The sequence below is a fragment of the Spirillospora sp. NPDC048911 genome (assembly GCF_043198015.1).
Classification (GTDB): Bacteria; Actinomycetota; Actinomycetes; order Streptosporangiales; family Streptosporangiaceae; genus Spirillospora.
Genome location: NZ_JBICUD010000013.1, coordinates 234,122 through 247,074 on the forward strand (window position 1 = coordinate 234,122; position 12,953 = coordinate 247,074).

Annotated in this window: 13 protein-coding genes; 2 read left to right on the forward strand and 11 right to left on the reverse strand. The window is 66.1% G+C overall.

All coding sequences use genetic code 11. The features are described 5' to 3' along the window. Positions 1–7 precede the first annotated feature (7 nt). Positions 8–1,762 (forward strand): hypothetical protein, encoded by a 1,755-nt coding sequence (locus ACGFNU_RS44245; RefSeq protein WP_392602662.1) that lies wholly within the window; start codon positions 8–10, stop codon positions 1,760–1,762. Between the two features lie 613 nt (positions 1,763–2,375). On the opposite strand, the gene ACGFNU_RS44250 is transcribed toward ACGFNU_RS44245, so the two are convergent. From ACGFNU_RS44250 to ACGFNU_RS44260, 3 genes are all read right to left on the reverse strand, one after another. Beyond that, a complete protein-coding gene (locus ACGFNU_RS44250) occupies positions 2,376–3,737 on the reverse strand; it encodes a hypothetical protein (RefSeq protein ID WP_392602663.1) in 1,362 nt (453 codons plus the stop codon). 434 nt (positions 3,738–4,171) lie between these two features. Beyond that, positions 4,172–4,708, reverse strand: coding sequence for a hypothetical protein (locus tag ACGFNU_RS44255; protein WP_392602664.1), 537 nt, complete (start codon positions 4,706–4,708; stop codon positions 4,172–4,174). A gap of 101 nt (positions 4,709–4,809) precedes the next feature. Further along, positions 4,810–5,454 carry a hypothetical protein gene (locus tag ACGFNU_RS44260; protein ID WP_392602665.1) on the reverse strand — a complete coding sequence of 215 codons (645 nt, stop codon included), beginning with the start codon at positions 5,452–5,454 and terminating at the stop codon, positions 4,810–4,812. 440 nt (positions 5,455–5,894) lie between these two features. On the opposite strand from ACGFNU_RS44260, the gene ACGFNU_RS44265 reads away from it, so the two are divergent. Next, a complete protein-coding gene (locus ACGFNU_RS44265; protein ID WP_392602666.1) occupies positions 5,895–6,395 on the forward strand; it encodes an NUDIX domain-containing protein in 501 nt (166 codons plus the stop codon). A gap of 36 nt (positions 6,396–6,431) precedes the next feature. Here ACGFNU_RS44265 and ACGFNU_RS44270 read toward each other — a convergent pair whose 3' ends face one another. The 8 genes from ACGFNU_RS44270 to ACGFNU_RS44305 all read right to left on the reverse strand — a co-directional run bounded on the left by ACGFNU_RS44270 (position 6,432) and on the right by ACGFNU_RS44305 (position 12,839). Next, the gene (locus ACGFNU_RS44270) at positions 6,432–7,775 is read right to left on the reverse strand and encodes a glycosyltransferase family 4 protein (RefSeq protein WP_392602667.1); all 1,344 of its coding nucleotides are present in this window, start codon (positions 7,773–7,775) and stop codon (positions 6,432–6,434) included. Next, entirely contained in the window at positions 7,772–8,506 is a 735-nt protein-coding gene (locus tag ACGFNU_RS44275; protein WP_392602668.1) for an AAA family ATPase, read from the reverse strand. The genes ACGFNU_RS44270 and ACGFNU_RS44275 overlap by 4 nt, the downstream gene beginning before the upstream one ends. Further along, a complete protein-coding gene (locus ACGFNU_RS44280) occupies positions 8,475–9,476 on the reverse strand; it encodes a DUF2797 domain-containing protein (RefSeq protein ID WP_392602669.1) in 1,002 nt (333 codons plus the stop codon). Before ACGFNU_RS44280 ends, ACGFNU_RS44275 begins: the two co-directional genes overlap by 32 nt. Further along, a complete protein-coding gene (locus ACGFNU_RS44285) occupies positions 9,385–10,173 on the reverse strand; it encodes a hypothetical protein (RefSeq protein WP_392602670.1) in 789 nt (262 codons plus the stop codon). The genes ACGFNU_RS44280 and ACGFNU_RS44285 overlap by 92 nt, the downstream gene beginning before the upstream one ends. Positions 10,174–10,238: 65 nt before the next feature. After that, complete coding sequence (locus ACGFNU_RS44290) at positions 10,239–10,751, reverse strand: 6-pyruvoyl tetrahydropterin synthase family protein (protein WP_392602671.1); 513 nt, start codon at positions 10,749–10,751, stop codon at positions 10,239–10,241. A 32-nt stretch (positions 10,752–10,783) separates the two neighbouring features. Next, the gene (folE, locus tag ACGFNU_RS44295; RefSeq protein ID WP_392602672.1) at positions 10,784–11,419 is read right to left on the reverse strand and encodes a GTP cyclohydrolase I; all 636 of its coding nucleotides are present in this window, start codon (positions 11,417–11,419) and stop codon (positions 10,784–10,786) included. After that, entirely contained in the window at positions 11,416–12,321 is a 906-nt protein-coding gene (locus ACGFNU_RS44300; protein WP_392602673.1) for a dihydroneopterin aldolase, read from the reverse strand. Before ACGFNU_RS44300 ends, folE begins: the two co-directional genes overlap by 4 nt. Continuing rightward, complete coding sequence (locus ACGFNU_RS44305) at positions 12,309–12,839, reverse strand: bifunctional DNA primase/polymerase (RefSeq protein WP_392602674.1); 531 nt, start codon at positions 12,837–12,839, stop codon at positions 12,309–12,311. Before ACGFNU_RS44305 ends, ACGFNU_RS44300 begins: the two co-directional genes overlap by 13 nt. Positions 12,840–12,953: the final 114 nt, after the last annotated feature.

Genomic DNA, 12,953 nt, shown 5'->3' on the forward strand with positions numbered 1-12,953 from the left:
GCCGCCGTTGCCCTGGCAGCGGGACGGCGCCTACACAGGGGCGAAGCTTCGCGAGATAAAGATCCGAAGTGAACTCGGCGAAGGCCGCCGGCTTCTGCTGAAGATCTGTGGCCTTGCCGAAGGGGCGAAGGAGGGCGCGGCCCGCGCCGACCTCGACCGAAACGCGCGACGGGAGGGAAGGGATCGCAAGTTCTACTCCCAATATCTGGTCGCTCATGCCTTCCCTGGTCTGCCCTATGCAAGCAGACCCGGCGGAGACCCTGACCGTTACATCCTCTTCTCGGAGGTGAACCACGCGCTGGCCGAGGTCCGCACTCTCGGAGAGTTGTCTGCACGGGAACGGTTGCAGGGATGCAGCGAACTGGTCCGGATCCTCTTTCGGGAGCTCAACGGCCTAGCCCCCGACAGCCCCTGGGACTTGAGCACCGAAGCGGCGAGCCCCGCGGAGTACGTGCGAGCGGAATTGCGTGAGCATCTGGACCCAGAAGCCGGAAGGAAACACGCCGCCCATATTGGCGCGACTGGCTCGGATGCGCCTGGGTACATGGCGATCGAAGGCGAGGATCGTCCGCTGCCCGACCCGTTCCGGATGGACATCGGGCAGGGCGCTGTATCTTCCGCACAGGTCAATTACCTATTCGGAATGTCTCACGGCGACATGCATCTGGACAACGCTCTAGTGCACTGCCCCTACGGTAAGCCCGATTTCGCAAGCATTCAGCTAATTGATCTCGGCGCGTACATGCGCAGCGCGCCGCTCAGCCGTGACATAGCCGGTTTGCTGCTGTCTGTGGTGGCCAAGGACTTCTGCGAGCGCAACCAGAACGGGTCCTGGCGCGGGCCGGAGGAAACCTCCGCTTTGATCGACTATCTGCTGGCCCCCCGGCAACCCTTGCCCGCCGATCTGCCGCAGGTGTTCACCGCACCCCTTCAAGCCATCCATCAAGTCGCATTGGAGATGCTGGGCGCCCGCGACATGCAGGCATGGCAGGAGCAATACCTATTGTCGCTGCAGGCGCAGGCATTGGTGAATACTACCTATGACGACGTCGGTGATCACGGACATCGCTTCTTTTTGCGCCTCGCCGCTCGAGCTGCAGACACGTTCTTCACCGACCGGTTGGAGCGGCTCCCAGCAAGGACCGCCGCGGCCACCCCTCAGAGCAGGACGCCTACCCAGCCCCCGAAAACTCCCCCCAATATGCTGGCGCCTCATCCACCGAGCCTCAATGTGACGAAAACCTCGCCACCCACGCCATCAGGCCAGACACCGGCGCCACGCATTCCTCAAGAGGAGCTAGGCTCATCATCGACTACGTTGGCCTCCGTGGTGGCCGAGGGCGCCCCGGTAGATGTAGCCGCACAGCCGCAGGTGTCACCGAGCGACATGCAGAAGCTCCTTGGCGCAATGATGGTCAAAGCGTCGCGCTTGCCAGGACGAATCAACGACGTCGAAGCCCAGCCGACACTGAGCCTCGTAGCCGAACAGGCGCAAGAACCTCGAAAGATCGCCGCAGATCTCTACGACTCATTTCTTAAGCTGCCTTCAGTCCGCTGGCCAACGGACAGATCTCCAGATCAGCGGTTGGGGTACGAAGACGGGTACCGGACCGCAAAGCTTGCGCTGCGAAACCTGCTCGATGGGCTGCCTCAGGACAGGCGAAGCGCCCTGCACTTCGATGATCAATCGGCTGCTTTGAGAGAAGCCGCTCGAAGGCTCCGACAGGCGCTCGCCCGGATGAGCGTGCTCTTGCGCTCCTGATCATCGAGGTTCTCAGGTGACCTAGCGACACCGCCGTGGTGTCAGATGTCAACGGCCAGATGACGATTGGCCCGCCGTCGACAATTTCACCGTTCTAGCTCCTCCGCCGTAGTGCCGCTGCCAGGGCGGTGAGGGCGAGTAGCACGAAGCCGGCGGTGATGGCGGCCGAGGTGGCTTGGGAGGCGGCTGTCGTTTTCCGGTTGTCGAGTCGAACGCTAGGGAGCTGAACGTCCGGGAGTAACCGCACGCTCCATCTCACCGACCTGACCACCGAAGCCGAACGCAAGGCTGGCTCAGTAAAAGCAGACAGATTGCGAGTCAGCTTCATTGGTCGCTGCGAGTAACGTTGTACGGCGTGCCTTCGGACTTACCTGGGGTGTCGGCATCAAGCTTCTGAGCCCAGACTGGCTTGGTGGATGGTCCTGCTGTTAGCGCCGGTCACTGCGCTGCTCTTCGGGCTCGGGTTTGACTGGTGGCTTCGTCACCAGATGTGTCGAGCAGCACTTGACGATCAGGAGCGCTGAATAGGTGCTGGTGATAGGCCAGCCGAGCACGAGCCCGGTGGACCATCGAGGTGGCCGGTCCACCGGGCCCGCAGACGGCACGCATGCCGTCAGATGGGCGTGATCTCGACATCGGGATCGGGCTCGTCGGTGCTGTCGGGCCCGAGAGGGGAAGGGGAGGCGGGGGACGAAGGGCCGGACGTACGTGGCGCAAGGCAGGGCGTGCAGCGAGCCAGCGCGCTGGCGATTTCACGGACCAGTTCCACGGCGCCGCCTCGCGCCGCAGCCTCGGCCAGCGGTCGGACACTGGGCTGAGCGGTCGGCGGCGGCCACTCATCGCCGCTGAAGGTCACATCGAGGGTGAGGTTCCGCAGCCGGATGGAGGCCTTGCCCTGGCCGCTGTCGCCGATGACGGAGTAGCCGGAGTAGCCGTCATCGCCTACCTGCAGGAGAGGCTGATACCGGGGACCCCAGGAGGCGCGAGCGTCGGTTTGGTTGGCCTCGAACGCGCGGCGGGTGACGTCGGTCGCCGACTGCGATGTCGCGGTGGCGACCGAGATGTCGATCCGGACGTCGCGGTGCAGGCGCCGACCCTGCTCGTCCTGGCTGCTGCTGAACCGTGAACACGACCACCTGTCCGAGGCCTGCTCGGGTTCGCTGGCCGCTCCCGGTGTCAAGTGTTCCAGGGTCGCTGGAACGGGCAGGGTGCAGGCGTCTCCGATCGAGGTGAAATCCGCTGTCGGTGCCGCAGCAGCGGCGGAGGTCGGGGCCGTGGTCGGCGCGGTGGTGGCCGGCCCGCCGCTGGAGGCAGCGTCTCGGGGCTTGGGCGAGTCCGGGCCCTGGCAGGCGGTGAGCGCACCGGTGGCGGTCGCCGCCGTGGCGGTCAGGACGAGCACCGCCATGAGTCTGGTGCGTCGCGGTTGTGACCGGCCATGCAGGGCGGTTGCGGCGGTCGCGCGCGTCGTCGGTGCCGGGAGGGAGTGCTGTCCTCCCCGCCGGGATCCAGCGGGCAGCGCAAGCAGCCGCTGGCCCAGCGTCCGTCGCCGCGGTGTCCGCAGCACCGCCGCGTACATGACTGCGACACCGAGCAGCAGACCCGCCACTCCCCCGAGAGTGACTGCGGGACTGCGGTCGACTACCGCAGGCCGGACGACGGCGATCACCACGGCCAGGATGACGGCCAGCGCGGCGGGCACCGCGGCAACCAGGGCCAGGTCGACGAGCCGCGCTGCGAGCCAGCGCGGCGGCGTGGTCACCGGCAGCCGGCCGAACGATGGTGGTGGCGGCAACGGCACGTCGGGGCCTGGCCAGGCCCGTCCGGACAACGGTGGTGGCGTGGCCCGCACGAGCGACCGCAGTGGTCGATGCGGTGGCCGGACCGCCCACAACGGCGGAGCGGCCGACGGATCGTTGGCCGAACGCAGTCGCGCCGTCGGTACCGGCGCGGACACTGCCCGTCGTCTGCTGGTCATGGAGCTTCCTTTCAAGGAAGTGGGTGGTCACTCACGGGGCTGGGCCGTCGGCGGCTGGGACGTGTGGCGGCCGGGTCAGCGTGGAGGCGTGGCCGGAAGGGCGCAGGCTGCAAGGTCAACGGTGGCGCCTGCGATAGATCGGGCGGCCACCGATCGGAGGAGTTCAGGGATCACTGCGTCTGGTGTCAGTGTCGAGATGGGTCTCACTCAACGAGTGATCGTTGTAGGAACGGTCGACGGTGGACCGGAAGGATTGGCGTCGCACTGAGGCCTGCTCAGTTCCGCACGCTTCCTGCCCGGATCGCGACCGGCGCCTTTTCCTGGTGACCGCGGCGGCCTGAGGCCGATCGAGTGGCCGGGTCGCAAAGCCGCCAGATCGTTGCGGCAGGAATCCGGGTCTCAATTCGAGGCTGCGGGCGCAATGACAGACCGGGCTAGCGGCGTGGGTCGCGTCCTGGGCGTGGGTCGACGTCGGGGTATCGGTCTGCTTGGCGGGGGCGGGTGCGCCATCCGTACCAGGCGCGAGGGGCGAAGAGCGCGAGGACGATCACGAGCCCGGATGCAGCGAGCCATACGCCGCCGCGCACGTCGTCGGCGGGTTCCAGGCGGGTGATGAGCTGGACTTCCAGTACGGCGGCGATCGCCGCGGACAGCGTCGCGAGTGCGGCGGTGAGAACGGATGGTCGCGAGGCGGCGAGCGCGGACAGCGCGGCGGTGGCGACCAGTGCCTGCGGTAGCGGGCTGTCGAGGGGATAGGGCGAGAGATCCAAGGCCCACACCGAGAGCTTCTCGGTGTAGGTGAAGCGGCTTTCAGACAGCCAGGTCACCGTCATGGAGACCGCCAGCAGCATCGCGGCGAACGATCCCCAGACCGCTGTGAAGATCCGGACATTGAGGTTGCACAGATCGTCCACCGATGCGGCCTCCACCTCGGTGAGTCCGACACGCGCGTTCCTCTTGAGGACAGTCATGGTCTCGAATCCCTCGCATTCGACAGATGATCTTCCCGGTTCTCCGCCACCGCCGGGTCCGTCCACGATCGGCGGAATGCTCCGACGCTCGGCGAGCTTCCTTAGGCGCCTGCCTGGAGAAGGGTGATCGAGTCGTTCACTGGCTGAGCCGTGAACAGTTGGGTGCGGTGCGTCGGGCGGTGGGACGGTTGCGGGTGGCGGTTGGGCCCGTACAGCCAGGGGCCGCGCAGGAGAGCGATCAACTCGAGGCCGGCCCAGTACTCGATCGTCTGATGGACCACGTCCGCGTCATTCCCCGGCGTGGCGAACCACACGATCGTTGGGCCGCCCTGGCCCGAGCGAATGTCATCGGCCCTGGTTTCGAGATGCTCGATCGCGTCCTCCAGAGCTTCGAACACGTGAAGGCGTTCGCCGAAATGGTTGAGGAGAACACGACCGAACTGGCCGCAGAACATCATGTCTAGATCATGGTGCGTGGTGACGATGTCGGGCAGGCGCTCGTCGCTGAGGAGCGCCTCGACGAAGGCGGCTCGAAGCCACTCGTTGGCGTACGCCCCCACGATCCCGCTATGCACCGGGCGCGCGATGTCGTAGAGGAGCCGTGCCCCGGTTGGCATCACGCGGACGGTGTGGTCGCGTTCGGCGGACATTTCTGAGACCTCGGAGCCGCGGCGGCCGTGGGTACTCGGCGCCAGCACGGAGAGCTGTGGGCTGGTGGCGGTAAGTCCTTGGGAGGGGCTGGTCACTGTGGCTCCTGGGTGTCGGCTCGTTCGCTGGTCCAATGGAACCTGAACGGCCAGGTCAGCGCACTGCTCAAACTGACCAAGACAAGAAGTGACCCTGACCATCAGGTCGCGAGCGCCGGGCCGTGCAGAGAGTTGCCTGGTAAGGGGCTCCTTGAAGGGCCCTCGGCCAGCGCAGGTTGAGGATGACGACTTCTTTTCACTGGCGATGAGTCACCACCACGCCGGTAAGGCCATTACAGCTCCCAGCGCCTCAATGCTTGCTGTCAGGAGTGCATGTGGCGAACCCGAAGACACGCTCTCGACCAGCGGGGGTCGGTCCCATCGTTCCGACGCCGCCGGCGCCATGCTGGCGTTCGGCACCGAAATGGGTCATCAGTCAGATATCTCTGCTCGGGCCAGCAAGACTTCACTGACGACACTCGTATGACTACGGTCGCAGTGTGACGGACGTGCGCTACTTCTGGCATCAGGCATCGGTTCCGGCTGACTTGGAAGTCACGCAGGTGTACGGGTATCTGATCTGCCCGGACACCGCCCGGGTCCTAGTGCAGGACGACGCCGGGACGTTCAATCTGCCGGGTGGGTCTCCGGAGCCTTTCGACGACGGCATCGAGGCGACGTTGGTCCGGGAAGCGTTCGAGGAGAATCAGGTGCGGGTCACCGCGTCTGCCTACCTGGGTTATCAGGAGGTCCACCGGTCTGGGTTGACGCCGTACGCGCAAGTGCGCATGGTCGGTTTGATCGGCTCGTTCGCGGAGCGGCAGCCCGACCCTGACGGGGGGCGGGTGTATCGCCGGCTGATGACCTCACTGGCGGAAGCGCCGCAGGTGCTGGGTTGGGGCGAGCCTGCGGTGGCCCAGGCAAAGGCGGCGGCTCAGGTGGCCGAAGAGTTGTGGGGCGTGGCTGTCGGGACGCCGGCCCCGACCGGATATGTCGATTGACCCGGCTGTTCTATGACCTTGGGGCCAGGGTCCACTTCATCGTGATGACGGTGCGGGCATCGCCGTACGGTCGGTGCCGGCGGTCGGCTCTGGGATGGTCCATGGCGCTATATCGGTCAAGAATTTGTGGACTGTCTTGGCGTAGTTGTAGCGCGAAGCGGCCAGGCTGCGGCCCGCAGCACGCAGCCTGACTCGGTCGGCAGGCGTGCTTCGCAGCGCGTCGCGCAACGCGGTGGCGAGCGATTCAGGGTTGCAGGGCTCCGCGATGTAGCCGGTGTCGGTGGTGACGAGTTCGGCGAGCCCTCCGGCAGACGCGGCGACCACAGGGGTGGCTCCAGCGACGAACGCTTCCAGCGGGATACGTCCGAATGGTTCGACGCGCGATGGCACAACCACGGCAGCGAGGGTTGGATGAGTAAGGAGACTTCGCAGCCCGGGTTCGAACCGGGGCAGCAATGTGGCGTTGAGCCCCTCAGTAGCGATCCGGTCCGCCAGATGCCGCTGGTAGGGGCTCAGCCGCGTCGCATCGGTGACAGCCGCCAGCAAGGTGTGGGGCACGGGGACTCGCCGGTCCTTCAGGAGGACGAGAGCATCCAGGAGATCATCAAAGCCCTTGTATTCGACTGCACGGCCCATCGCCAAGAGGAACCCCGACTGAGCTTGCGGCGGGAGAAGCCGCATATCGGGTGGGGCGATGTGACGCCAGTCTTGGCTGGTGAGGCCGTTGGGAAGTTTCAGTAGACGAGTGTGCGGGAGCTGGTAGGCCTCAGTGAGGTGGTCGCGCATGTGCGCGGAGATCGCCGCCACTCGCCCGCCTGCGGTGACGGCCTGTTGCAGGCCGCTTCGTTCCCATTCCATGCGGGCGGTGTCGCCGGGTGCGTGGAGGACGGCGGTCGAGCGTGCCACGATGACGAGCTCGACATACGTACTCGATGGAATGTGCGGTGCGAGCTGGGCCGCCAAGCCGTAGAACGGGCAGTCGAACGCGGTGACCAACAATGGTTTCGAGGTGGGAAGTAGCTCCTCGCGGATGATTTTGGCTGCGGAGGAACACGCGTGCTGGAACGCGGCCAGGTCGCCGAAGCGCACCTGTCCGGCGGTTCCGTTGTCGATCGGAAAGACATGGCCACCGGCCTGGTGAACGAGGTGTTGCATCTCCTTGTGCCATGTGGCGTTGTATTCGCCGCTGGTAGAGCTGAGGTGGATGGGAAGCGCGGCAAGACGCACCGGCTGCGCCTTCAGCTCCGTCAAGACTTGAAGGAAGGCGCGGTTGGAGCGTCCGGCGCCGGTTCCGCAGGAGTAGAAGCCGTCGTGCATCAGCACCGCCACCGTGGGCGTGGTGGCTGCGGAAGGGGAGGGAAAGGCCCACACCGTGCTCACGGATCCCTCCGACCATCTGTGGTCTGCGCCAGTGCGTGGACAAGGGTGAGTGCGTGGTTGAGGCTGGTGGTGCCGCGCAGGAAGGACCAGCGAGTTTGGCCTAGTTGCACGGCCAGTTCCGGGCTCAGACGCTGAAGGATCGTGATGGGCCTTCGGTAGAAGCTCCGCAGGCGGTAGAGGACGCGTGGACGGCTCCAGGGATGTTCGGGCCGGAGCGTTGCGGCTCGACGGCTCAAGCTGAGCGAGACGTCCAGGTCGAAGACCATGTATCCGTCGGCGACCAGGAGCTTCTGGTCTGCCAGATTCTCCTGTGCCCAGGTGACGCGCTGTCGCAGTAGGCGACCTTGGTCGGTGTCCGCGATGGAATAGGCGTAGGCAAGGGAGCTCAGCCAGTCCCGATCAACGAACACCGGTCCACCGGCGCGGAGCGCCTCTGTGGCCTGCACAGCCTTGCGGATCCAGTTGGCCTGGTGAGCTCGGTCGTCGTCGACCGCCGGATGCTCGTTCCGCCGAAGAGTTCTCGGCAACACTGCCTGGTCAGCACAGCCTGCCGACGTAGGAGCTTGTGCGGTGTACTCGCCAATGACGCGATGGCCCTGGCCGGTAAGCATGCTGCTGAGAGTCGTCTTCCCCGCTCCAGGCATGCCCTCCAATGTGAGCAGCCGGGCTCGAGGCGCTGACTGGGAGGAGGGCGGGTGCTCAAAAAAGGGATTTCTGATCGCCGCGGTCATCTCTCGGCATCCTTCTCGAGGTGGAGTACAGGGCACTCGGATGAAGCAGGCCTGACGGTCGGCCGGCGATGAACTTGACGGGCACCAGGGTGAACTGCCATCCCGCGATGCGTCGCATATCGACCAGCAAGGGCCCGGCGGGGCCCTCCAGCAGCAGAAGGCGTCCGATGATCGCCTTGATCTCGCCAGCCAAGATCGCTCCGTCCCGGACGGCGGCGGCCTCGGCGTAGGTTCTGGGCGGCGGCTCGGTGAGACCGAAGTCGATGGCCTGGTCGACGACCTTCAGGCTGGCGAGAGACAGACCGGGCGGCCAAAGGCCAGGACCGTGGTCGGCTCCCCGGCCCGCATGAAGCGCGGCTACAGCGTCGTGGATGGCGGTGTACGCGGCCTCCACCAGCTGCGCACGTTCGTTCTCTGGCGGGAGGATCCACCATGCGTCCGCCTTCTCGCGCGCTCCGATTCGCTCAGCGGCGAGTCCCGTCCCGGTGACGAGCCGTTCAGCACGACGTATGGCGCCATGTGAGCCGGTGGCCAGGAGGGTGAAGGCGATCGCGCCCTGTTCGAGAAGCCGGTCGCGGTCACGTTCCGCCGCGGTGATACCGACCTTGATCAGGTCAGGACCGAACCACGCCAGGTACAGCGCGAACGTTCGATGATCGGTGGCCCTATCGCTGGCCAGGGCACGACCGTGGTCTGCAGCGGCGCAGGCCCGACACTGGGATTGCACGCCGACAGAAGCAACGACCTCCGCAGTAGGGCAGTCGGTCCGGCTGGCTCCGTTCCAGAGGCCGGTGCAGCGCCGTGGTCCCCGCAGCCGCCAACAAATCTGCTGGCCAGGCGCTATCGGGCGGCGTCGTTCTTCAGCGATGGGCCGCTGCTCAGTACGGCCAAGCGGGATGGCGGTCAGCAGCGGGACTGCCGATTCCCAGTGCAGTCCGGTAGAACGCCAGACGGTGGGGAACTCGGTCACATTCGTACCTCTCGTACAGCTCGGGCAGCAGCTCATCACCGGCCAGATGGGCGATGTCGGCCAGCGCCTCGCCAGGGTTGTCGGGCATGTGCAGGTGGTTACGCAGCAGGCTGCCGCCCAGTTCGGCGCGGATCCGTTCCTTGATCCGCGCTGTCGACAGATCAGCCCTACTCCCAGGCGACGGGAGGTCGTGACGGGCCAGCAGTACGAGGGCCACCACAGACGTCTTGGTCAGATAGGCGTCGCGGGCGGCCACGTACTCGGCGCCGTACGCTTCGGGATAGAGGCGCCTGGTGTCGTCGATGGTGAGTGTGGTGTGGATGCTACGTATCACCTGGTGAGTGCGCTCCAGCTCGGCCCGGATCTGGTTGCGAGGGGCGCCGGGCTTCAGCAGCGCGAGCGTGAGCGACAGCGATGGCCATGTCACTGCCTGCCCGGGAGCCCGCATCCGTACAGCCCATTCCAGGAGGCACCCGCAAAGGCGTGCACCATCAAGGTCAGGATGTCCGGGCGGACTGGCGGATGCCAACGTCATCGCGTCCGTGGCGCAGGTGGGGCAGGCCTTCTCGGGCAGGCGAATCCGGATGCCCAGCTGATCGAGTGGAGTTCCGAAGCGGTAGCAGACCCACCACACGTCCCAGGGGCTTGCGACAAGCACCTCCTCGGCGGCGCTGCTGGCGGAGAGCAGCGTCTCCATCGTGTAGCCGAGCAGCGCCCTAGGCAGATACTTCGCCGGGAGTCGGCCAGGTGCCCTCATGTCCGTCACAGCACCGCCTCCACTTGGGGAGGAAGGCAGAGGGATGCGATATCCGCAGCGACACGGGCGCCGGTGTCGGGGGCTTCGGCCAGGAAGAGTTCGAGGCCGGTCAGTCCTGGTTCGTCACGCAGGTAGGGCACCAGCTGATCAAGTACGTGCGTGGCGATGGCCTCGGTGGTGGTGTTGGCGAGTGGCAGGAGGGCGACGTCCTCCGCGGGCAGGCTGTACCGCTTGGTGCCGCACTCGATGAACATCTGTCCGTCTTCGATCAGACATGTGACTCCCGGTGCGTTGCCGGGCATCAACGTGCGTCGTCGCAGTGGCGCAAGTACCTCGGTGAGGGCCCTCTTCACGAGGTGGAAGTCAGTGAGCATCCCGGTCTCGTCGAGCTCACCGGTAAGCCGCAGCGTGGTCGAGAAGGTGTGGCCATGCAGCGGCTCGAACTGACCATTGTGCAGCCCAGCGTGGGCAGCCGAGAAGACGAAGGGACCGCCGCCGATCTCGATTGTTGTCACCATGTCCGGATCCTTTGCTTGTGAGGGGCGCGCCGTCAGTGGTGGATGCCGGCGAGGGTGAAGAACTCCTCGCGGGCGCGGGCGTCGTTCAACAGCAGTCCGTGCAGGGCGGACGTGACGGTGGTGGAGCCGGTCGCGCGTGCGCCGCGCAACGTCATGCAGAGGTGTTCGGCTACCAGGACGACACCGACGCCCTTGGGCTGGAGGTGTTCGTTCAGCCAGTTGGCGACCTGCTGAGTCAGCCGTTCTTGAACCTGCGGGCGGTGCGCGAACAACTCCAGGACCCGCGCAAGTTTGGACAGCCCGAGAATCCGTTCGCCGGGCAGGTAGCAGACGTAGGCGGCTCCGACGAAGGGCAGGAAGTGATGCTCGCAAAGCGATCGGAACGGGATCTCCCGCTCGATGACGAGCTGTTCGTAGCCCTCGTCGTTCGGGAAGGTCCGTAAGTCGAAGTCGCGAGGAGTCAGCAGCTCGTCGTACGCGCGGACCATCCGTGCGGGGGTCTCGGCCATGCTTTCACCACTCAGGTCGACGCCGAGGGCGACGAGCAGGTCGGCCGCCGCTTGCTGGGCGGCTGCCAGTTCGACGGAACGGGCTTGAGTCCGAACGGGAAGCGAAGTCACCTGGCCGTCGGGCTCGAGGGGCTGCACCGGCACGGCAAGTGAGCTCATGAAAGGTCTCCTCCGTTGAGGGGGCCAGAGAAGTCGGCTGTCGTGCGTTCGATCACCGCTCCGACGGCATCGGCGAACCGCAACGCACCCGGTTTGTGGAGTCGGACGCGCACGTAGGGAGCGCGGTGGTCGACGACGAGGATGCGGGCGACCTCTGTGGCCAGCGCCTCCACCGTGCGGTACTGCGACCGCTCGACGTGGCTGATGATCGCTTTGACGCCGGTCCGGTAGTTCCACGCATCGGCCAGATCGTCGCTCTGCGCCGCGGGGCGAACGTCAGTGCCGATCTCCAGGTGGATCACCACGTCGCTGCGGTCGCGGCGTTCTTCCTCGTCGCAGCCGATGATGCAGCGCAGACGAAGCGCCTCGATCTCGATGAGGTCCACGTACGTCTTCCCTTCGGGAGAGTCGATCAGAGGAGATGCCTGAGCGTTTCCGTGAGGTCCGTCCGCTGCCGATCTGCATGGAGAAGTCGGCTGAACGAGATGTGGCCTCTCAGAGCCGGCAAGCGGAACTACTGCGCGGACCACCTTTCCGATGCGTCGCGGGTGGTAGCTCAGCTCGGCCAGGCGCGATGCGACGGTCAGGCCGAAGCCACCGGCCTCGCTTCCCTGGCGGCATACCGGCATCGTCGATGCCCCATCTCGCACATCGACTTGCAGGGCGACCTCGGTGACCCGCGTCGGATCCAGCACGAGTGACAGAGCCAGCTCGACCGGTGGCGCCCCGTGACGGAACGCATTGGTCACCAGTTCCGAGACGACCAGCCCGGCATGCTCACCTACTTCGGGGAGCTGCCACCACGTCAAGGTCTGCTCGGTGAGTCGGCGTGCGCGCCGCACCGGCATCGAGCCTTCGCTCAGCCTCCATTCCCGCCGTCTGGAAATGGTCACCAGAACCACCGCCTTGGCCGTACCGGCGGACGGGCGACCACTTGAGCCAGCTCCTCGAAGCCGGGGAGCCGCAAGGCGTTGGCGGAGGTCGGGGGGACCACCCAGCGGACGACGTGTCCGACGTGGGCACTGCCGGGTGGAAGGACGACCAGCTGTCCTTGTCCCGCGTAGGCGTAGCCGGCGCCGCTCACGGCCACCAACTCGGTCCAACGCTCCGTCTGTCCCGAGCGCACCAGCATGCTGATCGTGTCCTCGTCAGACATGACCGGCCCCAGCCAGGAACCGCGTTCCGTGAGAACCTCCAAGGCCGCCTGACCGATCTGCAGCGGCACGGTGACCACCTCGAAGCCGGGACCAACAGGGACGACGATGCCTGCCTCTGGCCACTGGCTCCACCAGTCCCGCACGCGGTCGGGGTCGATGGTCGGCTCCAGAACGCCGCCCACGACCTCGGTGCGGGTGTTCGACGGAGGCAGCGCGCCCACCATGACCGGCCACTGCCACCGGGTCACATAGTCGACGGCCATCCGATGCGCCAGCGTCGGACGTCTGACGAGCAGTCGTTTCGTCCTCGGAGGCCTGGCATCAGAGGACGCAGACGATGAGTTGAGACGAGGGCATTTGGGACGGCCGGCTGACCG